This window comes from Paraburkholderia caribensis (assembly GCF_002902945.1).
Taxonomy (GTDB): domain Bacteria; phylum Pseudomonadota; class Gammaproteobacteria; order Burkholderiales; family Burkholderiaceae; genus Paraburkholderia; species Paraburkholderia caribensis.
In genome coordinates, this window is sequence record NZ_CP026101.1 from 1270118 (window position 1) to 1292462 (window position 22345).

At 63.9% G+C, this 22345-nt stretch carries 17 protein-coding genes; 12 read left to right on the forward strand and 5 right to left on the reverse strand.

Annotated features, from left to right (window positions below; all coding sequences use genetic code 11):
* Positions 1-87 precede the first annotated feature (87 nt).
* The 5 genes from C2L66_RS05655 to C2L66_RS05675 all read left to right on the forward strand — a co-directional run bounded on the left by C2L66_RS05655 (position 88) and on the right by C2L66_RS05675 (position 3849).
* On the forward strand, positions 88-1491 hold the full coding sequence (locus C2L66_RS05655; protein WP_060601448.1) for an FAD-containing oxidoreductase: 1404 nt from the start codon (positions 88-90) through the stop codon (positions 1489-1491).
* A gap of 11 nt (positions 1492-1502) precedes the next feature.
* Positions 1503-1835: a cupin domain-containing protein gene (locus C2L66_RS05660; protein ID WP_054934344.1), complete on the forward strand. Its 333-nt coding sequence runs from the start codon at positions 1503-1505 to the stop codon at positions 1833-1835.
* Positions 1836-1977: 142 nt separating this feature from the next.
* Entirely contained in the window at positions 1978-2553 is a 576-nt protein-coding gene (locus C2L66_RS05665) for a TMEM175 family protein (RefSeq protein ID WP_054934345.1), read from the forward strand.
* 5 nt (positions 2554-2558) lie between these two features.
* The gene (locus tag C2L66_RS05670) at positions 2559-3347 is read left to right on the forward strand and encodes a hypothetical protein (RefSeq protein ID WP_060601446.1); all 789 of its coding nucleotides are present in this window, start codon (positions 2559-2561) and stop codon (positions 3345-3347) included.
* A 19-nt stretch (positions 3348-3366) separates the two neighbouring features.
* On the forward strand, positions 3367-3849 hold the full coding sequence (locus C2L66_RS05675) for a metallophosphoesterase family protein (RefSeq protein ID WP_060602730.1): 483 nt from the start codon (positions 3367-3369) through the stop codon (positions 3847-3849).
* A 69-nt stretch (positions 3850-3918) separates the two neighbouring features.
* Here C2L66_RS05675 and proP read toward each other — a convergent pair whose 3' ends face one another.
* The 3 genes from proP to argA all read right to left on the reverse strand — a co-directional run bounded on the left by proP (position 3919) and on the right by argA (position 7828).
* On the reverse strand, positions 3919-5388 hold the full coding sequence (gene proP, locus C2L66_RS05680; protein WP_060601443.1) for a glycine betaine/L-proline transporter ProP: 1470 nt from the start codon (positions 5386-5388) through the stop codon (positions 3919-3921).
* 733 nt (positions 5389-6121) lie between these two features.
* Complete coding sequence (locus tag C2L66_RS05685; RefSeq protein WP_035990557.1) at positions 6122-6397, reverse strand: oxidative damage protection protein; 276 nt, start codon at positions 6395-6397, stop codon at positions 6122-6124.
* A gap of 51 nt (positions 6398-6448) precedes the next feature.
* Positions 6449-7828 (reverse strand): amino-acid N-acetyltransferase, encoded by a 1380-nt coding sequence (gene argA / locus C2L66_RS05690; protein WP_054934348.1) that lies wholly within the window; start codon positions 7826-7828, stop codon positions 6449-6451.
* A gap of 23 nt (positions 7829-7851) precedes the next feature.
* Here argA and hrpA point away from each other — a divergent pair, with 23 nt between their 5' ends.
* Positions 7852-12372 carry an ATP-dependent RNA helicase HrpA gene (gene hrpA, locus C2L66_RS05695; RefSeq protein WP_060601440.1) on the forward strand — a complete coding sequence of 1507 codons (4521 nt, stop codon included), beginning with the start codon at positions 7852-7854 and terminating at the stop codon, positions 12370-12372.
* 142 nt (positions 12373-12514) lie between these two features.
* Here hrpA and C2L66_RS05700 read toward each other — a convergent pair whose 3' ends face one another.
* On the reverse strand, positions 12515-13900 hold the full coding sequence (locus C2L66_RS05700; protein WP_060601436.1) for a YadA family autotransporter adhesin: 1386 nt from the start codon (positions 13898-13900) through the stop codon (positions 12515-12517).
* A 525-nt stretch (positions 13901-14425) separates the two neighbouring features.
* Between C2L66_RS05700 and C2L66_RS05705 the strand changes: the two genes are divergently transcribed.
* From C2L66_RS05705 to C2L66_RS05720, 4 genes are all read left to right on the forward strand, one after another.
* Complete coding sequence (locus C2L66_RS05705; RefSeq protein ID WP_060601433.1) at positions 14426-15439, forward strand: YVTN family beta-propeller repeat protein; 1014 nt, start codon at positions 14426-14428, stop codon at positions 15437-15439.
* 75 nt (positions 15440-15514) lie between these two features.
* Positions 15515-16498, forward strand: a complete 984-nt coding sequence (locus tag C2L66_RS05710) for a sterol desaturase family protein (protein WP_054934352.1) — start codon at positions 15515-15517, stop codon at positions 16496-16498.
* A 206-nt stretch (positions 16499-16704) separates the two neighbouring features.
* Positions 16705-17562 (forward strand): EI24 domain-containing protein, encoded by an 858-nt coding sequence (locus tag C2L66_RS05715; protein ID WP_060601430.1) that lies wholly within the window; start codon positions 16705-16707, stop codon positions 17560-17562.
* Between the two features lie 14 nt (positions 17563-17576).
* A complete protein-coding gene (locus tag C2L66_RS05720) occupies positions 17577-18410 on the forward strand; it encodes a competence/damage-inducible protein A (RefSeq protein WP_060601427.1) in 834 nt (277 codons plus the stop codon).
* Positions 18411-18567: 157 nt separating this feature from the next.
* Here C2L66_RS05720 and C2L66_RS05725 read toward each other — a convergent pair whose 3' ends face one another.
* Complete coding sequence (locus C2L66_RS05725) at positions 18568-19032, reverse strand: rhodanese-like domain-containing protein (RefSeq protein ID WP_035990574.1); 465 nt, start codon at positions 19030-19032, stop codon at positions 18568-18570.
* A gap of 455 nt (positions 19033-19487) precedes the next feature.
* Between C2L66_RS05725 and glnA the strand changes: the two genes are divergently transcribed.
* Entirely contained in the window at positions 19488-20903 is a 1416-nt protein-coding gene (gene glnA, locus C2L66_RS05730) for a type I glutamate--ammonia ligase (protein ID WP_054934355.1), read from the forward strand.
* Between the two features lie 279 nt (positions 20904-21182).
* Entirely contained in the window at positions 21183-22325 is a 1143-nt protein-coding gene (gene glnL, locus C2L66_RS05735) for a nitrogen regulation protein NR(II) (protein WP_054934356.1), read from the forward strand.
* Positions 22326-22345 lie beyond the last annotated feature (20 nt).

The following is a 22345-nucleotide window of genomic DNA, read 5'->3' on the forward strand; positions in this document are numbered from 1 at the left end:
GCGATCCACCACCGGGACTCACCACTTCGAGAAACACACGGCAGGCGTAAGATGTCCGACTCGCACACGCGATTCGGGAGATCTGCCATGCCACAGCATTTCGACGCCATCGTGATCGGCACGGGACAGGGCGGCTCGCCGCTCGCCGTGCGTCTTGCCCAAAGCGGCCGCAACACGGCCGTCATCGAACGCGACAAGTTCGGCGGGACTTGTGTGAACGTCGGCTGCACGCCGACCAAGGCCTATGTGGCGAGCGCGCGCACTGCGCACGTCGCACGCCGCGCGGCCGATTACGGTGTGCGTATCGCGGGCGACGTCAGCGTCGATCTGGCGCAGGTGAAGGCGCGCAAGGACAAGATCATTGGCCAGTCGCGCGACGGCGTCGAAAAGTGGCTGCGCAATACGGGCAATGTCACCGTCTTTAAAGGCCATGCGCGTTTCACCGGCGCGCATGCGCTCACCGTCACCGATCCCGAAAGCGGCAACGTGCTGGCCGAACTGCAGGCCGACGAAATCTTCATCAATACGGGCACGCGCGCCGTCATTCCGAAGCTCGAAGGACTCGAGCGCATCCGCTATCACACCAACTCGACGCTGCTCGATCTGACTGAACTGCCTGAGCATCTGGCCGTCGTCGGCGGCAGTTATATCGCGCTCGAATTCGCGCAGGTGTTCCGCCGCTTCGGCAGCCGCGTGACGGTGATCGTGCGTGGCGATCGCGTGCTTGCGCGCGAGGACGAAGACTTCGCTCGCAATGTGCAGAAAGTGCTCACGCGCGAGGGCATCGAATTCCGCTTCGGCGCCGAGCCCTCGCGTGTCGAGCCGTTGCACGAGAGCGGTGACGGCGTGCGTGTGTTCTTCGGCGCCGATGCCGCGCCGCTCGAAGCATCGCATCTGCTGTTCGCAACAGGCCGCCGCCCGAACACCGACGATCTCGGTCTCGACGCGGCCGGCGTCAATGTCGATAAGCACGGCACGATTCCCGTCGACGGCCAGTTGCGCACCAACGTGCCCGGCGTGTGGGCGATCGGCGACGCGAACGGGCGCGGCGCGTTCACGCATACGTCTTACGACGATTATCAGATCGTGTCGGCGAATCTGTTCGACGGCGGCAAGCGCAGCGTCGACGACCGGATCATGGCGTATGCCGTGTTCGTCGATCCGCCGCTCGCGCGCGTCGGCATGTCCGAGCACGAGGTGCGCGCGAGCGGCCGCGACGCCCTGATCGCGACGATGCCGATGACCCGCGTCGGCCGGGCACGCGAGAAGGGCGAGACGGACGGCTTCATGAAAGTGCTGGTCGACAATGCGTCGAAGCAGATACTCGGTGCGACGATCTATGGCGTCGACGGCGACGAAGCGATTCACACGTTCATCGACATCATGACGGCGCGCGCGCCATACACGACGCTGCAGTTCGCGATGCATATCCACCCGACGATCAGCGAGCTGGTCCCAACGCTGCTCGACGGCCTTGCACCGCTGAAGTGAGGTAGCCGAACATGCAACTGCAAACGGGCAATCTGTTCAGCGGAGAAGCGAAGCGCGACGGCGAAGAGCGAATCGACATGCTCGTTACGGGACAACGCCTGAACGTGGAGCGCATCGTGTCGATGGGGCATACGAGTCCCGATGGCTTCTGGTACGACGACTCGCGCGCCGAATGGGTGGTGCTGCTGTCGGGCGCGGCCGTGTTGGAATTCGAAGAAGACGCGACGCTGCACGACATGCGTCCCGGCGACTATGTGCTGATCGACCCGCATTGCCGGCATCGGGTTGCATGGACGCACGAGGCGGAGCAGACCGTCTGGCTGGCGATCTATTACGAACCATGAACCTTGCATCGAAACAGGCGGCGCATGTGACCATCATCGACAGCCCGGGCTGTGATCGCGGATAATCGGCAGCGGCGACTAGCGCAGGCGTACGGCCTCGCTTGCGTCGATGACAAATCAATCCGCAACAGGAACCGGGCAGATGGGTAAAGGACGAATCGAAGCCTTCAGCGATGGCGTGATCGCAATCATCATCACGATCATGGTCCTCGAACTCAAAGTGCCGGAGGGCTTCGATCTCGAAGCGCTGCGCCCCGTGATCCCCGTCTTTCTCGCCTATGTGCTGAGCTTTCTCTACGTCGGCATCTACTGGAACAACCATCATCACATGTTCCATGCCGTGCAGAGAGTGACGGGCGGCGTGCTGTGGGCGAACCTGCATCTGCTGTTCTGGCTGTCGCTGATGCCCGCCATTACCCACTGGATCGGCGAAAGCCATCTGGCCGCGTGGCCGACCGCGCTATACGGCCTCGATCTCTTCATGTGCGCGATTGCGTACTTCATTCTGGCGCATGTGCTGATCCGTTATCACGGCCCGGACTCGACGCTGGCGCGGGCGCTCGGCCGTGACCGCAAGGGCAAGCTGTCCGTCGTGATCTATCTGTCGGGCGTGGTGTTCGCGTTTATCGCACCGTGGGTGTCGGTGGCGCTCTATACGTTCTGCGCATTGATGTGGCTCGTGCCCGACAGCCGCATCGAACAGCTCGTCAAGGAATAGCCCCGATGCTCGCGCTCAAGCTCGCGCTCGTGCCCGGCTTTCTCGCCGGGCTGACGATGGCGGGGCGCGTGTGGGGACCGTCGGTGGCGGGCTGGCTGGCGGGATTGCCCGTCGTCGCCGGGCCGATCGTCTTGCTGCTCGCGATGGAGCGCGGCACGGCGTTCGCGGCGCAGGCGTCGGCGGCATCGATTGCGGCCATTGCCGCGTCGGAGGCGTTCAACTTCGCGTACGCATGGACGTGCCGTTTCGCTCGCGGGCCTGTGGCGCTGGGCGCGGGTCTTGTCGCGTGGGCGCTGATCGCCGTGCTGCTCACCCACTTGCCGGCAAGTCTTGCATGGTCGCTGGCGGCGGCGTGTGTGGCCGTGGCTGTCTCGCAAGCCGGGTTGCCGCGCGTCGAAGGTGCGGTGCCGGCGGCACGCGTCGGTGTCATCGATCTCGCGTTGCGCATGCTCGCGGGCGCACTGCTGACGCTTGCCGTGACGACGCTCTCCGCGTCGTTGGGCGCGGCGTGGAGCGGTATGCTGTCCGTCTTCCCGTTACTTGGCATCGTGCTTGCGGTGTCGGCGCAACGCGCGCATGGCGCGAGCTTCGTTGCACTGCTGATGCGCGGGATGGTGATCGGACGTGCGTCGTTCGCGGCGTTCTTCGCCGTTGTCGCGCTGACGCTGCCGACGCTCGGCATGCTGTCCGCGTTCGCATGCGGCGCCGTCGTGTCGGTGCTGGTGCAAGGTGCGACGAAGCGGCTGCTTGCGATGTCGCGCAAGCCGCGCGCGCCGCTGGGTGCGCTCGATTGAGATTCTCCAGGAACGCACGATGACGACGCGCCGCACGCAATCTTGCCGTATCGGCCTGATTTCGGACACGCACAATCTCGTGCGTCCCGAGGCGCTGGCGTGGCTCGCGGGATGCGATGCAATCGTTCACGCGGGCGACATCTGCAATCAGGCGGTGCTCGATGCGCTCGCGGCCATTGCGCCGTTGACGGTCGTGCGCGGCAACAACGACACGGGCGCCTGGGCTGCGTCGATTCCGGCACACGCGACGCTCGACGTGCAACAGGTCAAGATCTTCGTCGTTCACGATATCGCCGATGTGCCGCGCAATCTGCGTGAAGAGGGCGTGCGCGTCGTCGTGACAGGGCATTCGCACAAGCCGCTGATCGCCGAGCGCGACGGCGTGCTGTTCGTCAATCCGGGCAGCGCGGGGCCGCGCCGCTTCAAGCTGCCGATCTCAGCGGGCATGCTGACGATCGACGGCGCCCATGTGCAGGCCACGCTGCAGACGCTGACGCCATAAAAAAACGGGTCAGCCGAAGCTGACCCGTTCCAGTGCAATAGTGCAATGCAATGCAATGCGTTGCGCTGCTTATGCGCGCGCCGTCACGGCGGCTGCATATGCTTCGTCGAGTTCCTCGGCTTCACGCTCGCCGCGCAGCACGGCGTGCGCTTCGGCGCGGGTCGCGACGCACGGGCCCGAGCCGAGCAGCGGCTTGCGAGCCGTCTCGCGCAGCGCGAGCACCGATACGATACCGATGATCGACGCGCCCATCAGATAGTATGCGGGCATCATCAGATTGCCGGTGCGATCGACCAGCCATGCCGTCACCAGCGGTGTCGTGCCGCCGAACAGCGACACCGACACGTTGAAGCCGATTGCCAGCGCGCCATAGCGGATCTTCGTCGGGAAGAGGGCGGGCAGCGACGACGGCATCACGCCCGTGAACGTCGACAGCAGCGCGCCGAGAATCAGCAGGCCGCTGAACACGGGCAGCACCGTGCCCATGCGGATCAGCAGCAGCGCCGGAATCGACAGCACGAACAGACCCACGCAGCCGAGCAGCATGACGGGCTTGCGGCCGATCTTGTCCGACAGGTGGCCTGCGTAGAGCGTCATCGGCATCATCAGCACCATCACGAGCAGCACGAGGAACAGACCGTGCGATTCGTTGAAGTGCAGTGTCGCCGACAGATAGCTCGGCAGATACGAGAGCGCCATGTAGTCGGTGACGTTGAAGATCAGCACGAGGCCGACGCACAGCAGCAACGGCTTCCATTGCTGCGCGAGCAGTTCCATGAAGCTCTGCTTCGGACGCGACATCTCGTCGACTTCGCGTGCTTCCGCTTCCTTCTTGAACGCGGGCGTTTCTTCGAGCTTCATCCGGATATACAGGCCCACGAGACCCAGCGGACCGGCGATGAAGAACGGCACACGCCAGCCCCACGACAGCAGCGCTTCCTGCGACAGCGTCGCCGTCAGCACGGCAACCGTGCCCGCACCGAGGATATAGCCGACCAGCGTGCCGAATTCGAGGAAGCTGCCCGCGAAGCCGCGACGGCGATCCGTCGCAAACTCGGCGATAAAGGTAGCGGCGCCGCCATACTCGCCGCCCGTCGAAAAGCCCTGCACGAGACGTGCGACGAGCAGCAGCGCGGGCGCGAGAATGCCGATCGAGCCGTAACTCGGAATCAGGCCGATCGCGAAGGTGCCGACGGCCATCATGATCATCGTCATCGCGAGCACGCGTTGTCGGCCGATGCGGTCGCCGAGCGGGCCGAACACCATGCCGCCGATCGGGCGCACGAGGAACGCCGCGGCGAACGTACCGAAGGTCGCGATCAATTGCGCGGACGGGCTGCTCGACGGGAAGAACACTTTGCCGAGCGTGACGGCGATATAGCTGTACACGCCGAAGTCGAACCATTCCATGGCGTTGCCGAGCGCCATGGCGCCGACGGCACGTTTGAGAAGCGAATTGTCGACGACGGTAATGTCGTCGAGAGTCAGGCTGTTGTCTTTGTTGTTATGTCGCCAGAAACCGTTGCTGGAAGCGGTCAAGGTACAAGCTCCTATGACTGCGGCCGAACGCAAAAAGCGCTCCGCCACGGATTGCTGGAAAGTGCAGTTTCGCGAGCGGTCGATGCGAACAGGCGTAGCGCCTCGCACGGACCACGCAAAGGCGACCTGCGCAGCGGTGTATGAGCACCTTGCGCAGAAAAAGTAACGCCCGTGCATCGCGAAGGTCGTCGCGAAATTGCACTTGTTAGTTGCTGCTAAACGTTGGTACCCACGTGGCCTTGCAGGGGGGCAGATACCGGAGGACATCCACGCACGCGGTGCGCTGATGCCGCTTGAAAAGGCTTGAAACGAAAAAGGCCGGCGAGGCGTCGCTCTGGATCGCGCCGATCGGACCGACGCGACTTGCAACGAAACAACCGACAAGCCTTCTTGTATAAAAACAATTCAATCCGAACCGGGCACGCACGGCGGCCAAGGCGCAAACTGAACGCGAATGAAGGGTTAATGCTGTTAGAACGAAGAACATGATAGCACGATAAGCGAGGATCGTGCAAACCACTGGTCCGGCGCGGGCCGGATGGGGGCGCGCAATCCGTTGCCTGGCGGGGGATTGCGGGAATTCGGCGGGTGCAGAAAAAGCAGCTCGGGATTAACGGTTTCGTTCAATTTTCCGGTCGAAGCGGATTGGCCCGGCAGCCGGAAACAGGCGAAAAAAATCCGCGCACCGGGCGCGGATTTTTCATCGTCTGTCGCGAACGGCAGCGACGGGCGCTCAGCCTTCCGAGGGCGGCACGTAGCCTGTTGCCTGATCGGCGCCTTCGCCGAAGAAGAACTTCTCCGTCTGCTTCATCAGATACTGGCGCGCGCGCGGGTCGGCCATGTTCAGGCGGTTTTCGTTGATCAGCATGGTCTGCTGCTTGAGCCATTGCTGCCATGCTTCCTTCGAAACGCTCTCGTAGATCCGTTTGCCGAGTTCGCCCGGCAGTGGCGGGAAATCGAGACCTTCGGCTTCCTTGCCGAGCTTCGTGCATTGAACCATGCGAGTCATGCTGTGCTTCTCCTGTAATCGATGGGTACGGCGTCGCGCTATTGTGCGCGCTCAGAGCTGTTTCATCAGCACGAGCGACTTGCGCTGCCAGTTGTAGAGGCGGCGGCGGTCTTCAGGCAGGTCGTCGACCGTGACCTTCACGAAGCCGCGCTTGAGAAACCAGTGTTCGGTGCGCGTCGTCAGCACGAAGATACGCGTCAGCCCGCGTGCCCGCGCGCGCTGTTCGATGCGCTTAAGCAGCCGTTCGCCGTCGCCCGAACCTTGAGCTTCGGGGGAGACCGTCAGGCACGCCATCTCGCCGATGCGCTCGGCCGGATACGGATACAGCGCCGCGCAGCCGAACAGCACGCCATCGTGCTCGATTACCGAGAAATGATCGATGTCGCGCTCGATCTGGTGACGCCCGCGCCGCACCAGCGTACCGTCGCTTTCGAGCGGCTCGATCAGCGTGAGAATGCCGCCGACGTCGTCCGGCGTCGCTTCGCGCAGGCTTTCGAGGTTCTCGTACGAGATCATCGTGCCGACGCCATCGTGCAGGAACAGTTCCAGCAGCAGGCTGCCGTCGAGCGCGTACGGAATGATGTGCGAACGCGCGACGCCGCCACGGCAGGCGCGAATGGAGTGCTTCAGATAGAAACCGGCGTCGCCTGTCACCGCGCCGCTTTCGTGCAGGCGGTACGCGTCGTCCAGCGACAGTTCGCGGACCAGCGCGCCTTCTTCGTCGAGCAGGCCTTCCGTTTCGGTGAGGAACACGATCTTGTCGGCGCGCAGCGCGATCGAGGCAGCCGAGGCGACGTCTTCCATCGATAGATTGAACGCTTCGCCCGTCGGCGAGAAGCCGAGCGGCGACAGCAGCACGATCTTGCCGCTCGCGAGCGAATGGCGGATCGACTCGGCATCGATTTTGCGCACTACGCCCGTATGCTGGAAATCGACCCCGTCGAGAATGCCGACAGGCCGCGCCGTCACGAAGTTGCCCGACACCACGCTGATGTGCGCGTGCGCCATCGGCGTGTTCGGCAAGCCCTGGCTGATCGCGGCCTCGATGTCGAGACGCACTTCGCCCGCCGCTTCCTTCGCGGATTCGAGCGCCCGCGCATTGGTGATGCGCATGCCGTGCGAAAACTCGGACTCGACGCCGTGCAGGCTCATTTGCTCTTCCACTTGCGGACGCGAGCCATGCACGAGCACGATCTGGATACCCATGGCCTGCAACAGCGCGATGTCGGACACCAGCGCGTTGAGCAGCCCCTGATGCACGACCTCGCCGCCGAAGCCGACCACGAATGTCTTGTTTCGGAACGCGTGGATATACGGCGCGACCGATCGCATCCAGTCGACGAATTGCGCGTGCTGCAGCAGGGCTTCCGAGTCGCCGGACGATGCCGGTGAAGGAACGGGCGAGGGGACGAGGTCGGTTTGGGAATTCATGCCCCGGATTATAATGCGCCCCCATGTCGAATGTACCCAAAAGCTCCGCTGGAGCCGATACGAAAAACGCGGCTGACGCTGCCGCGAAAGATGCCGCGAGCCCCGCGCCGCGCGGCCATCAGGATGCGGCACGCGACGCGCGCGGCGACGCCTCGCGTCGTGACGTTTCCGTGAATGTTGCGAATGCGCCGCGTCCGGGCGTTTCGGCGCACGGCGATGCGACCAGACAGCAAGGCGCAGATGCGGCGAAAAGCGGTGCGCGCGGGCAGCAGAACAGCGCGCCGAACCGGCCGCGGGAGCCGCAGGGCAAGCGTGGGCCGGATCAGGCGGGCGGCGCCCGCCAGCAACAGGCGCCGCGTGCGCAAGGCAAGCGGCCGCTCGACTCGCAAGGCAAACCGCACAACCCACGCGCCGGCAGCGAGCCGGGCGCCGAGAAGCAGCGCAATGCGTCGCGCGAGCCGGGCGCCGAGAAGCAGCGCAACACGCCGCGTGAGCCGCGCAAGCCCGCGCGCGTCGTCGAGCCGAATCCCATTCCGCCCATCACGTTCCCCGAGGCGCTGCCCGTCTCGGGCCGCCGCGAGGAAATCGCGCGGGCGATCGCGGGCCACCAGGTGGTGATCGTGAGCGGCGAGACGGGCTCGGGCAAGACGACACAGTTGCCGAAGATCTGTCTCGCGCTCGGACGCGGGCTCGGCGCGGGCGGCAGCGGCCTGATCGGCCACACGCAGCCGCGCCGGATCGCGGCATCGGCGACGGGCCGGCGGATCGCCGAGGAACTCGGCACGCCGTTCGGCGAAGTGGTCGGCTACAAGGTGCGTTTCACCGACAATCTCGCGCCAGGTGCGTCCGTCAAGCTGATGACGGACGGCATTCTGCTCGCGGAAACGCAGACCGACCCGCTGCTGAAGGCTTACGACACGCTGATCATCGACGAAGCGCACGAGCGCAGCCTGAACATCGATTTTCTGCTTGGCTACCTGAAAGAGATTTTGCCGAAGCGGCCCGATCTGAAGCTGATCGTGACGTCGGCGACCATCGACGCCGACCGCTTCGCGCGTCATTTCGGCTCCGAAGACAAACCCGCGCCCGTGATCGAGGTGAGCGGGCGGCTGTATCCCGTCGAAGTCCGCTATCGTCCCGTCGCGGAAGATTCGCCGGCGGTGAAGGCGGCGCAAGGCAATGCGGGCCGCGAGCGCGGCGATCGCACGGATCGTCCGGATCGTCCGAAAACGCAGCGCGAGACCGACCGCGATCTGATGGACGCGATCGTCGAAGCCGCCGACGAGTTGTGCCGCGAAGGCCCCGGCGATGTGCTGGTGTTCCTGCCCGGCGAGCGCGAGATTCGCGACGCGGCCGAAGCGCTGCGCAAGCACCATCCGCCGCACACGGAAATCCTGCCGCTGTTCGCGCGGCTCTCGGCGGCGGAGCAGGAACGCGTGTTCCGTCCGTCGAACGCGCGGCGCATCGTGCTCGCCACCAACGTCGCCGAAACCTCGCTGACGGTGCCGGGTATCCGCTATGTGGTCGACACGGGCCTCGCGCGCGTGAAGCGCTATTCGTATCGCAACAAGGTCGAGCAGCTGCAGGTCGAGTCGATTTCGCAGGCGGCGGCGAACCAGCGGGCAGGGCGTTGCGGGCGTGTCGCCGACGGCATCTGCATTCGCCTCTACGACGAAGCCGATTTCCAGTCGCGCGTGCGTTTCACCGACCCGGAGATTCTCCGGTCGTCGCTCGCTTCCGTCATTCTGCGGATGAAGTCGCTGCATCTGACGGCGATCGAAACCTTCCCGTTCATCGAGCCGCCGCCCGGCCGCGCGATCGCCGACGGCTATCAGTTGCTGAACGAACTCGGCGCCGTCGACGACGACAACGCGCTGACGCCGCTCGGCCGCGAACTCGCGCGCCTGCCGCTCGATCCGCGCGTCGGCCGGATGATTCTGGGCGCGCGCGACCAGCAGGCGCTGCGCGAAGTGCTGATCATTGCGAGCGCGCTGTCCGTGCAGGACCCGCGCGACCGCCCCATCGACGCGCAGGAACAGGCCGACCAGGCACACCGCAAGTTCGCCGACGAGCGCTCCGAGTTTTTGCAATGGCTAAAAATCTGGGCGTGGTTCGAAGAGGCCATCGCGCACAAGAAGTCGAACCGTCAGCTCACGGACGCGTGCAAGCAGAATTTCCTGTCCCATCTTCGCCTGCGCGAGTGGCGCGACGTGCATTCGCAACTGCTGACGGTGGTGCGCGAGCATGGCTGGCGCGTGAACGACAGCGAAGCGACCTTCGAGCAGATTCATCTCGCGCTGCTGACGGGCCTGCTCGGCAATATCGGCCTGAAGGCCGACGACGAGCCGTACTATCTGGGCGCGCGCGGCATCAAGTTTTATCTGTGGCCCGGCTCGGCGCTCGTGAAGAAGGCGGGCAAATGGGTGATGGCGGCGGAACTCGTCGAGACGAGCCGGCTCTACGCGCGCTGCATCGCCAGGATCGAGCCGGAGTGGATCGAGCGGGTCGGCGCGCATCTGTTGAAGAAGTCGCTCTCCGAGCCGCATTGGGAAAAGCGCGCAGCGCAAGTATCGGCGTTCGAGCGCGCGATGCTGTACGGCTTGCCTGTGTATCACCGGCGGCGCGTCAGTTTCGGCAAGCAGGACCCGGCGCGCGCGCGGGAACTGTTCATCCGCGGCGCGCTGGTCGAAGGCGAGTTCGACACGAAGCTCGCGTTTTTCGCGCACAACCGCAAGCTGCTCGCCGATATCGAACAGCTCGAGCACAAGTCGCGCCGCCAGGACGTTCTCGTCGACGACGAACTGATCTACGCGTTTTACGATCAGGCCGTGCCGAACGGTATCCATACGGGCGCCGCGTTCGAGCGCTGGTATCGCGATGAAGTGAAGAAGAGCGGGCAGCAGGAAGACAAGCTGCGTCTGCTGTATCTGTCGCGTGACGATCTGATGCGCCACGAGGCGGCGGGCGTCACGACCGACCTGTTCCCGAAGCGGATGACGATGGCGGGCGTCGACATGACGCTGACCTATCACTTCGAACCGGGCTCGCCGCGCGATGGGGTGACGCTCGCCGTGCCGCTGTACGCGCTGAACCAGGTAGATGCGCGGCGCGTCGAGTGGCTCGTGCCCGGCATGCTGAAGGAAAAGACGCAACTGCTGCTCAAATCGTTGCCGCAGAAGCTGCGCCGTCACGTCGTGCCGTTGCCGGAGTACGCGGCGGGTTTCGTCGAGCGGCACAGCGGGCCGCGCTTCGGCGCGGGCGGTCTGCTCGACACGGTGATCGCCGACGTTCGCGAGCAGACGCAGATCGCGACGAAGCAGTCGGACTACAAGCTCGAAACGCTCGCGCCGCACCTGTTCATGAACTTCAAGGTGATCGACGAGCACGGCCGGCAGCTCGCGATGGGCCGCAATCTCGCGCAGCTACGCGCGGAGCTGGGCGGCCAGGCGCAACAGCAGTTTCAGAAAATCGCGTCGAGCGCGGCGGGCGCGGCGCTCGCGAATGCGGGCTCGGGCGGCAGCGATGTCGCTGCGCGCGGCGCATCGGGCAGAACTGCGGGCGGGACCGCGGGCGGAACTGCGGGCGGAACTGCGGGCGGCGCGGCGCGCGGCGCGAATGGCGGGGGCGCACGTGGCGCGTCATCCGCGCCACACACGCCCGCTGCAGGCGAAGCGGCGGCGCCCGCGACAGCCCTCTACGAAAACCTGACGACGTGGAACTTCGGCAAGCTCCCCGAGCTTCTGGAAATCCGGCGCGGCGGGCATACGTTGTTCGGCTATCCGGCGCTCGTCGATCGCGGCACGCATTGCGACGTCGAAGTGTTCGATTCGCCGGACGAGGCGGCGCGTATTCATCGAGCGGGCTTGCGCCGATTGTTCGCGCTGCAGTTGCGCGAGCCGATCAAATACCTCGAAAAAAATCTGCCGGGCTTGCGCGAAATGGCGATGCAGTTCATGCCGCGCGGCACGCAGGAAGAACTGCGCGATCAACTGATCGACACCGCGCTCGACCGCGCGTGCCTGCAAGACCCGCTGCCCGACGACGACGCGAGTTTCCACGCGCGCAAGGACGAAGGCCGCAGCCGGCTGACGTTGCTCGCGCAAGAGATTGCCCGCCTGGGCGGACAGATTCTTGGCGAGTATTCGGCCGTCGTGAAGAAACTCGCGCAGGCGAAGCCGTTCGCCGCTGCGTTTGCCGACATGCAGAACCAGCTGGATGCGCTGGTCGGCAAACGCTTTATCGTCGATACGCCGTACGTGCAGTTGAGTCATTTCCCGCGCTATCTGAAGGGCATCGCGCTGCGCATCGACAAACTGAAAGCGGACTCGACACGCGACGCGCGTCAGTTCGCAGAGTTTCAGCCGCTCGCGCAGAACTACCAGCGAGCGCTCGCGCAGCGGGGCGGCGTGCCGGATGCCCGGCTTGCCGAGTTCCGCTGGCTGCTGGAGGAACTGCGCGTGTCGCTGTTTGCGCAGGAACTGCGCACGCCGATGCCTGTTTCCGTCAAGCGTCTCCACAAGGTGTGGGAGTCGATGCAGCGTTGAGCGATGCGGGCGCGCTTCGCTGCGCGCGCCCGGGTATTGCCGCTATCGGCAATACGCGTTGCAAACCGCCGGCGCGGCGAAGCTCGGCGCTTTTGGCGCGTCGCACGCGGGAATTACACCCCGTGATTGTTGCTGCTGCGCGTTACCAGTGCATGCCGGCCCCGATGGACCCGCCCAGTTCGCCGCGCGTGCTGGCCGTCCCCTGTAGCTTGTAGGCCCATTTGCCCGTGTCCGAGAGTTTCGACACGCCGAGCGCCATTGCCGACTGGCCGCCATACGTGCCGGCCGCCATCGCGACCATCCCGCGCCCCGGCAGCACGGCTTGCGGCAGGCCCGCCATCGCGATCGCCGCCGCCGCGCCGCCATAACCGTCCTTGCGTGCCGAGCGGACCTGGTTGTCGGTATACCCTTTCGCCTGGCCGACAGCGCTGCTCATACCTTGGTTCAGCTGGTTCACGTTGACGGCGTCCGTGCCCTGAACGCCCGCGGCGACGTTCGTGATCTGTCGTTCCTGTCCTGCAGCGCCGACCGAGACCGTATTCGCGCGATCTGCGATCGAGCCTTGACCGAGCGCCACTGAATTGTCCGCGCTTGCGTTCGAGCCGGCGCCGAGCGCTACCGCATTGGCGCCGCCTGCCTGTGCATTCGCGCCCGCTGCGATCGAGTGCGCGCCGCTTGCCTGCGCCGGTTCGGTGGTGGGCGAGCCCTCGGCGCTGAACATCGGATTCGAGGTGTTGACGGTGATATTGCCGACCGCATTGCCGAGCATCGCGGACAACTGGCCGAGGTTCACGGCGTCGTGCGTGTCGACGGCGTCGGCGACGTTGTGGATCAGTGTGCCGCCATTGCCCGTGTCGCCTTGGAGCGTGACGCTGTCGTGATTGATCGAGCCGTCGGGATGACGGTCGTACATGACACTGCCGTCGATTCTGCCCGCCACCGCCTTCAGTTGCGCGACGTTCACGGCGTCCTGGTCGGCGCGGCCCGCCGCCACGCCGCTGATGGTCCGGTTGCCGACGTTGACTTCGCCGACAGAGGTCTGTGGCGCGTTCAACCCGAACGCGGTGTAGCCCGTTTGCGCGCCATACAGCGTCACGGAGCCTGAACCAAGCGCCACGCTGTTGCCGAAGCTCGCCATGGAATTGGCGCCGAGTGCGAGCGACTGCGCGGCGATTGCCTGTGCGGTGTCGCCCAGCGACGTGGCCGACTCCGCCATCGCGCGAGAGTGCGCGCCGATGGCCGTGGTGTTGCCGACGCTGGCAGTCGACGTATCGCCCACAGCCGTCGCGTCGTTGCCGCCGGCGAACGACGTGTCACCGGCCGCAACGCCCGTCATGGTCAGAGCGCTTGCCCCGTTGCCCATGATGACGGACGCATGGGCACCGACTGCCGCGAACAGCGACACGAAACCCGCGATCGCCAGCGGCGCGATGGTCGAAGCGCGCGCCGCACGCGGCGCCTTGCGCTCATTCAATATGGCGCGATGGATTGCAATGGGTTCTTGCGCTATCTCATTCATTATTTTCATGCCTCAAACTCCGGTAAAACTGGACAGCAAATACTCGGAAACGCCGGACACGACAAAGCATCGAAACTGGCAAAACCCGCTTTCGTAGTTGGGAAAGATGTGTGTCGAGGCGCGGACACATTCAGTCAGCGCGGACCGGCGCGCTTCCACCTGCTGGCAAACGTCGAAGCGGGTAGTGCGTCCACGAATTCTTGGCGTGCGGAGTTTGATGCGATATGAGGTAATTCTTAATTAATAATGTTCGGAAATTTCGTTCTTAAATACCGGAATCAGACGCCGGATAATCGCGCGATTTTCTCGATTGATATTATTTGGCATCTAACGGCGTCTGATACATAAATGGTTTAATCGCATCGTTTCGTGCGACCAGCGGTGCGGCCGGGGCTGCGCGCGCAGAGCCACCCGAAAGCCGTCCGGCGCACCCTGCGGCACCGCGCCGCAACGTCCCGCTTTTCCTTTGCCGCCGTCAACCGAAGCGACACGCAAACGTTCTACAATGGCGATTACCCCCTGATGTGAGTTTTCATGCGCAAATTTTCCCTTCCCGGTTTGACCAGCACGTTTGCAGCAGGCGCGGCGCTCGTCGCGGCAGCAAGCTTCTTCTCCCCGTCAGTTCTCGCTAACAACGTGATCGTGCTCAATTCCGGCGAAGCCACGCTGAGCCTGATCGACGAAGCGACGCGTCAGGTCGTTGACACGGTGCCGACCGGCAAGGAACCGCATCACCTGATGCCGACGCCGGACAATTCGTCGCTGATCGTCGCGAATTCGGTGTCGAACAATCTGATGTTCGTCGATCCGAAAACGGGTAAGCCGCAGCGCTGGGTCGAGAACATCGAAGATCCGTATCAGATCGGTTTCTCGCCGGATCGCAAGTGGCTCGTGACGACGGGCCTGCGCCTCGATCGCCTCGACATCTATCACTACGACGGCCACAACATGACGCTCGCGAGCCGCCTGCCGCTTGCCGTGATGCCGAGCCACATGGCGTTCACGAACGACAGCAAGACGGTGTTCGTCACGCTGCAGGTGTCGGGCGAACTCGCCGCCGTCGATCTCGCCACGCAGACGGTCAAGTGGAAGATGAAAGTCGGCAAGGTGCCGGCCGGCCTGTGGATGACGCCGGGCGACAAATATCTGCTGATCGGCATGACGGGTGCGGACTATGTCGCCGTCGTCGACTGGCGCAACCAGAAGATCGTGAAGACGATCACGACGGGCAAGGGCGCGCACAACTTCCGCTCGCTCGCGGACGGCAAGCATGTGGCCGTGTCGAACCGCGTGGCCAGCACCATCAGCATCCTCGACGAGGACACGCTCACCAACGTCGGCGACATCACGGGATTGATGCCGGGCCCCGACGACATGGAACTTTCCGCCGACAAACGCTATCTGTGGGTAACGTTCCGCTTCGCGAAGCATGTCGGCGTTATCGACCTGACCACGCACAAGCTGATCCAGACGATCGCTGTCGGCCGTTCGCCGCACGGCATCTATTTCTTCAACCGCGCGCCTGTCACCGCGCCGAACGGGGCCTGATAACGCAGATGGCGCGCCTCGCCGGCGCGCCGTGAATTGCGCAGTGAAGCAGAACCGCGACGCCTAAAGAGCACCATGTTCCACCTGATCGCCTCCAGCCTCGATAGCTTCGTTTCGTCGATCCAGACGCTGCTGTACGTCGACGTCGTGCAACCACTGCTGTTCCATTTCAACCTGATGGACTACGACGAGGACACGTACGACAGCCTGTACTGGGTGATCGTCGGCGTGCTGGAAGTGTGCGCGATGTATGCGCTGCTGCGCCCGCTCGAAGCGTTGCGGCCCGTCGAGCAGTGGAAGGACCGCAAGGCGGTGCGGGTCGACGTGCTCTACACGTGGATCGCCAAGCTCGGCATTCTCAATCTGTTTTTCTTCTTCGCGCTGCAGCCGTTTTTCGATTCGGTGCAGGGCTGGCTGCGCCTGCAGGGCATCGCGAATATCGAACTCGACAATCTGTGGCCGGGCGTCACGACGCAGCCGTTCGTGACGTTCGTCATGTATCTGCTGGTGCTCGACTTCGCGGGCTACTGGTATCACCGCGGGCAGCACAGGATCGGCGTCTGGTGGGAACTGCACGCGGTGCATCATAGCCAGCAGCAGATGTCGCTGTGGGCCGACGACCGCAATCATCTGCTCGACGATCTGCTGCAGGCGTGTTTCTTCGCCGTGATCGCGCTGTTCATTGGCGTGCCGCCGTCGCAGTTCGTCGTGCTCGTCGCGATCACGAACCTCGCGCAGAGCGTGCAGCACGCGAACATCCGTCTGCATTTCGGTTGGCTCGGCGAGCGCCTGCTCGTCAGTCCGACGTTCCATCGCCGCCATCACGCCATTGGCTATGGTCACGAAGGCCTCAAGTACGGCTGCAATTTCGGCGTGCTTTTCCCGTGGTGGGACATGCTGTTCGGCAGCGCGTCGTGGAGCCGCGAAATGGAGCCGACGGGCATTCGCGATCAGCTCAGCGGCCGTCATTACGGCGAGGGTTTCTGGGCGCAGCATTGGCTCGCGTTCGTGCGCATTGGGCAGCGCATCGCCGGCAAGAAGCAGCGGGGCGCGGCGTAAGCGCGTCTTCGTTGCGTTTCGCTTTCGACGCGTCTTACGGCAGGGCTCGCGTCTGACGATCACCGGCTGCGCGGCGACGCTCGCGCACTCGCTTGCAGACGCATTCATCAGCGTCCGCCCGCACTTTCGACGCTGACACCCCGCGTGGTTTATCCTGTCCACGTTTCCTCCCTTTTCCTGCATTCCCATCACGTCATCGACTACGCATGAATGATCTCCTGCGCTCGTTCGGGCGCGCGCTTTCTTCCGTGTTGCATCCTCGCATGCTGCGGCTGACGTTCATGCCGTTCGCGGCGGCCACGATCGTGTGGGGCGTGGCGCTGTGGTTTTCCTGGCAGACCCTGATCGGTGCGACGCGCAGCTGGCTCGAAAGCTGGCCGCTCACGACCACGCTCTACGGGCTATTCGACTGGCTCGGCTTCTCGTCGCTGCATGCGGCCGTGGCGCCGTTCATCGTGATCGCCGTCGCGATTCCGCTGATCGTCGTCACCGTGCTGCTGCTGATCGCGACGCTGTCGATGCCCGCCGTCATCAGGCATCTGTCGAAGCGGCAGTTCGCTACGCTGGAAATGCGGCGCGGCGGGACCTTCGTCGGCAGCCTCGTGCATTCGATATGGACGACGCTCGTGTGCCTGCTGGTGCTCGTGATCACGCTGCCGCTGTGGCTGATTCCGCCGTTCTTCGCACTGATCCCGCCGCTGCTATGGGGCTGGCTCACCTATCGCGTGATGACCTACGATGCGCTGTCGTTGCACGCCAGCAGCGAAGAGCGGCGCGCGCTGGTGCGCCAGCATCGCCTGCCGCTACTGCTGATCGGCGTGGCGAGCGGGCTGCTTGGCTCGCTGCCCACCTTGATCTGGGCGTCGTCCGTGTGGCTGATCGTGCTGTTTCCTGTGATGACTGCCGTGACCATCTGGATCTATGCTTTCATCCTCGTGTTCACGGCGCTGTGGTTCGGCTATTACTGCCTGCGCGCACTGCAGCGGATGCGCGCCGGCGAGCATGGCGGGAACGGTCACCACGGTCCCCACGGCGCGCGCGGCACAGCGCCTGTCTCCTACTGATACGAGAGGCTTCAATGGCATTTGGCGTCATCATCATCGGCGATGAAATCCTGTCCGGCAGACGCGTCGACAAGCATCTGCCGAAAGTCATCCAGCTTTTGAGCGCGCGTGGCCTGTCGCTGTCGTGGGCCGAATATATCGGCGACGATCCCGAGCGCATTACGGCGACCTTGCGCCGCACGTTCGCCTCGGGCGACATCGTGTTTTCGACGGGCGGCATCGGCGCGACGCCGGACGATCACACGCGCCAATGCGCGGCCGCCGCGCTTGCCGTGCCGCTCGAACTGCATCCCGAGGCAAAGGCGCTGATCCAGGAGCGCATCCGCGACATGCATCCCGCCAGTTCGTCCGCGCCCGTCGATTTCAACACGCCGGATAATTTGCATCGTCTGAACATGGGCACGTATCCGCGCGGCGCGTCGATCATTCCGAACGGCTACAACAAGATTCCTGGTTTTTCTGTCGGCGATCATCACTTCGTGCCGGGCTTTCCGGTCATGGCCTGGCCGATGATCGAGTGGGTGCTGGATACGAAATACCAGCATCTGCATCATTCGACGCCGCACGCGGAAAGGTCTCTGCTCGTCTTCGAGTTGCCCGAGTCGACGCTGACGCCGCTGATGGAAAAGATCGAGCATGACTTTCCGGGCGTGCGCGTGTTCAGCCTGCCGAGCGTCGGCGATGCGGAGCGCGGCGGCATCTATGCGCGCCGGCATATCGATCTGGGCGTGAAGGGCGAGCCGGAAGCCGTCGCCGCAGCATTCGTGAAGCTGCGTGAAGGCGTGCATCTGCTCGGCGGCGATATCGTCGAGCCGGAAGCGGCAGCGCACGCACAGCCGCATCGCTGAGCGGGGCGGAAGGGGCGCAACGCGTTCCGTTCGGGTAGCAACATCCGCCTGTCACATCGCACGCGGACCATTCCAGATGAAAACGGCGCACGGTGTTCACCGTGCGCCGCGTATCCGGGAAGCGACGGTAGCGCTTCTTATGCCAGCGTGCGATCCGTCAAGCGCCGATCCACGGCAAGCCGCGAAAACACCAGCCCGACACGGTCTTCCGATGCCCTTGGCCATCCTTGTCGCCTTCGAAGCCTTCCAGCAGATCCAGTGCCTTCGTGAAGCCGGCTTGCGTCGCCGCGATGGCCGCCAGCTTCGAGCGCGCCGCGCTGCGGCACAGCAGCAGCACGGGCGTGTCGGGCGTTGCGACCTGACGGAGTTGGTCGATGAATTCGGCATTCGGCACGCCGCCCGGGTAGCGCGTCCATTCGACATGCGCATACTGGCCGTCGCCGACCACCGGACGTCCGACCCAGTCGAGTTCGGCGCGCGTGCGCACATCGACGAGACGGGTGCGCGGGTCGAGTTGCAGAAGCTCGAATGCCTCGGCAGGCGTGACGGCGCCCGCGTAGGGGAGCTGGTTGTCGACACGGCGCTTTTCAGCCTGGCTGTACAACTGTTCGAGCGTACTCATGACAGCAAATCTCCTAGGGGCCAAAAAAACATTCTAGCAAGCTGCCGGAGCGGCGCACGTCGCGCCGCCATGCACGGCGCGAAATTCGGGAATAGACGGGTGCGCCCGTTAATGGTGCAAAATGGGAGGCATGCACCAAAACGGAATGTTAAGCGGGCGCAGACTACGTGAACGCACGATTATGGTGCGTATGCGTCCCGTCGCCTCCGGCGACTCCCGCAAACGGCGTATGCAAATTCCCTGCGAAGGCGCGTCGGCATTGGGGCTGCAACGGCCTGGCGCATGCGGAACGAAAACATGGCATGGAAGCTGCTTTATTGGTGCCGATCAGATTGGCCCGATGCCAGCAGCAGATTTCCGCGGTTGCCGCTATCCCAGGGGTGGACGCATCGAGGCTGGTCAGCTAGATTGGGCGGCGGCTGAACCCGCCGAATTCGTTAATCAGGAGATAGGTTATGAGTAAATCCGTGGCCGACGTCATGCAGCTCGTCAAGGACGAGGACGTCAAGTTTGTCGACTTCCGTTTCACCGACACGCGCGGCAAGGAGCAACACGTTTCGGTGCCGGTGTCGGCATTCGACGAAGACAAATTCGAAAGCGGCCATGCGTTTGACGGTTCCTCGATTGCTGGCTGGAAGGGCATCGAAGCGTCGGACATGCTGCTCGTGCCGGACGCCGACACCGCCTTCATCGACCCGTTCTACGAAGAGTCGACCCTCGTGCTGACCTGCGACGTCGTCGAACCGGCTGACGGCAAAGGTTACGAACGTGACCCGCGCTCGCTGGCAAAGCGCGCCGAAGCGTATCTGAAGAGCACGGGTCTGGGCGACACGGCCTTCTTCGGTCCGGAACCGGAATTCTTCATTTTCGACTCGGTCCAGTGGAGCGCCGACCAGTCGGGCTGCTTCGTCAAGATCGGCTCGGAAGAAGCACCGTGGTCGTCGGGCAAGGAATTCGAAGGCGGCAACACGGGTCACCGTCCGGGCACGAAGGGCGGCTACTTCCCGGTCGCGCCTGTCGACACGTTCCAGGACATCCGCTCGGAAATGTGTCTGCTGCTCGAACAGATCGGCATCCCTGTCGAAGTTCACCACCACGAAGTGGCAGGTCAAGGCCAGAACGAAATCGGCACGAAGTTCTCGACGCTGGTTCAGCGCGCTGACTGGACGCAACAGCTGAAGTACATCGTTCACAACGTCGCGCACACGTACGGCAAGACGGCGACGTTCATGCCGAAGCCCGTCGTCGGCGACAACGGTTCGGGCATGCACGTCCACCAGTCGATCTGGAAGGACGGCCAGAACATGTTCGCGGGCAACGGCTACGCTGGGCTGTCGGAATTCGCGCTGTTCTACATCGGCGGCATCATCAAGCACGCACGCGCGCTGAACGCGATCACAAACCCGGGTACGAACTCGTACAAGCGTCTCGTGCCGCACTTCGAAGCGCCTGTGAAGCTGGCTTACTCGGCACGTAACCGCTCGGCATCGATCCGTATTCCGCACGTTGCGAACCCGAAGGGCCGCCGTATCGAAACGCGTTTCCCGGATCCGCTCGCGAACCCGTACCTGTGCTTCTCGGCACTGATGATGGCAGGTCTGGACGGCGTGCAGAACAAGATCCATCCGGGCGAAGCCGCCGACAAGAACCTGTACGACCTGCCGCCGGAAGAGGATGCAAAGATCCCGACCGTGTGTGCCGGCCTCGACCAGGCACTGGAAGCGCTCGACGCAGACCGCGAGTTCCTGACGCGCGGCGGTGTGTTCACCGACGGCATGATCGACGCTTACCTCGAACTGAAGGAAACCGAGCTGCAACGCGTGCGTATGACCACGCACCCGGTCGAGTTCGAACTGTACTACTCGCTGTAATCGCTCCAGGTGGCGCTGCGCTTCGTTCGCGAAATGCGGCGAAGCGTCCGCCCCGACGCTGCGATCGGTCACGAAGGGACGGCGGCGCCGTCCCTTTTTCGTTGGATCGAAAGCTGTGACGTTTTTGTTGCGGAACGGCTGCTGCAGCGTGTCGTTGCTGGTGATCGACCTGATTTGAACCGCGTGCGATGAAGCGCGCTCACCATCTCCTGTCGACGGAAGTTCGCGCGTTGGCGCTGGCTCCCGTCCCATGCAAGGCTATCGAGACCCGACTGCAAGATGGTATTGAAGAACCTGATCAAGGCCAGAAAAGGGCACACCGACGCATTGTCGGATGATGCGCAACTCGTCGAATCCGGTTTGCTGCCGGGCTTCGAGGCGCTGCCCACCGTCGTGCTCGTGCTCGACAAGCGGACGCTGCGTGTCGCGTTCGCGAATCCGTCGGCCGAGTCGATGCTCGAAATGTCGCGCCGGCAGCTTACGCAAATGGCCTGGCCCGACATCTTCACGAACGGCGAAGAACTGACGGCGACCATCGCCGCAATCGCCGCTCACCGTTTCCACGCCACGCATCTGGACGCCGTGCTCGAACGCGGCGGTCACGAGCCGCTGCACGTGCATGCGATCGTCGGCTTCCTGGAGAGCGCGCAGGACTACGTGCTGCTCGAACTGTTCGAGAACGAGCGCCATTTGCGATCCGATCGCGAAGAGCGCATTCACGATCTGACGGCCGTGAACAAGCAGCTGATCCGCAATCTCGCGCATGAGATCAAGAACCCGCTCGGCGGGATTCGCGGCGCGGCGCAACTGCTCGAATTCGAACTCGGCGCGCGCGAGCGCGACGAACTGCGTGAATACACGCAGGTCGTCATCAAGGAATCGGACCGGCTGCAGACGCTGGTCGACCGCCTGCTCGAACCGCATCGTCATCCGCATATCGTCGGCGACGTGAATATCCACGAAGTCTGCGAGCGCGTGCGCGCGGTGATTCTCGCTGAGTTTCCGCGCGGTCTGACGATCGAACGCGACTACGACGTCAGCGTGCCCGATCTGCGCGGCGACAAGGAGCAGCTGATCCAGGCGCTGCTGAACATCGTGCGCAATGCGGCCGAGGCGCTGCGCGAACGCATCTCGCAAGGCGATGCGCGCATCGAGTTGCGCACGCGCGTGGCGCGCAAGGTGACGATCGCGAAACGTCTTTGCAAGCTGGCACTGGACTTGCATATCGTCGACAACGGGCCCGGCATTCCCGAAGACATACGCGATCGCATCTTCTATCCGCTCGTATCGGGCAGGGAAGACGGTAGCGGTCTTGGCCTGACGCTCGCGCAGACTTTCGTGCAGCAGCACGAAGGGATGATCGAAGTGGAGAGCCGTCCGGGTCACACCGAGTTTCAGATCCTGCTGCCGCTCGACGCCTGATACTCGACTGGTCACACCAC

Coding starts and splice junctions, on each gene's coding strand:
- C2L66_RS05710 (WP_054934352.1), top strand. CDS start 15,515: ATGTTCCACCTGATCGCCTCCAGCCTCGATAGCTTCGTTTCGTCGATC.
- C2L66_RS05715 (WP_060601430.1), top strand. CDS start 16,705: ATGAATGATCTCCTGCGCTCGTTCGGGCGCGCGCTTTCTTCCGTGTTG.
- glnA (WP_054934355.1), top strand. CDS start 19,488: ATGAGTAAATCCGTGGCCGACGTCATGCAGCTCGTCAAGGACGAGGAC.
- C2L66_RS05685 (WP_035990557.1), bottom strand. CDS start 6,397: ATGACTCGCATGGTTCAATGCACGAAGCTCGGCAAGGAAGCCGAAGGT.
- hrpA (WP_060601440.1), top strand. CDS start 7,852: ATGTCGAATGTACCCAAAAGCTCCGCTGGAGCCGATACGAAAAACGCG.
- C2L66_RS05655 (WP_060601448.1), top strand. CDS start 88: ATGCCACAGCATTTCGACGCCATCGTGATCGGCACGGGACAGGGCGGC.
- C2L66_RS05670 (WP_060601446.1), top strand. CDS start 2,559: ATGCTCGCGCTCAAGCTCGCGCTCGTGCCCGGCTTTCTCGCCGGGCTG.
- C2L66_RS05720 (WP_060601427.1), top strand. CDS start 17,577: ATGGCATTTGGCGTCATCATCATCGGCGATGAAATCCTGTCCGGCAGA.
- C2L66_RS05665 (WP_054934345.1), top strand. CDS start 1,978: ATGGGTAAAGGACGAATCGAAGCCTTCAGCGATGGCGTGATCGCAATC.
- glnL (WP_054934356.1), top strand. CDS start 21,183: ATGGTATTGAAGAACCTGATCAAGGCCAGAAAAGGGCACACCGACGCA.
- C2L66_RS05725 (WP_035990574.1), bottom strand. CDS start 19,032: ATGAGTACGCTCGAACAGTTGTACAGCCAGGCTGAAAAGCGCCGTGTC.
- C2L66_RS05660 (WP_054934344.1), top strand. CDS start 1,503: ATGCAACTGCAAACGGGCAATCTGTTCAGCGGAGAAGCGAAGCGCGAC.
- C2L66_RS05675 (WP_060602730.1), top strand. CDS start 3,367: ATGACGACGCGCCGCACGCAATCTTGCCGTATCGGCCTGATTTCGGAC.
- argA (WP_054934348.1), bottom strand. CDS start 7,828: ATGAATTCCCAAACCGACCTCGTCCCCTCGCCCGTTCCTTCACCGGCA.
- C2L66_RS05705 (WP_060601433.1), top strand. CDS start 14,426: ATGCGCAAATTTTCCCTTCCCGGTTTGACCAGCACGTTTGCAGCAGGC.
- C2L66_RS05700 (WP_060601436.1), bottom strand. CDS start 13,900: ATGAAAATAATGAATGAGATAGCGCAAGAACCCATTGCAATCCATCGC.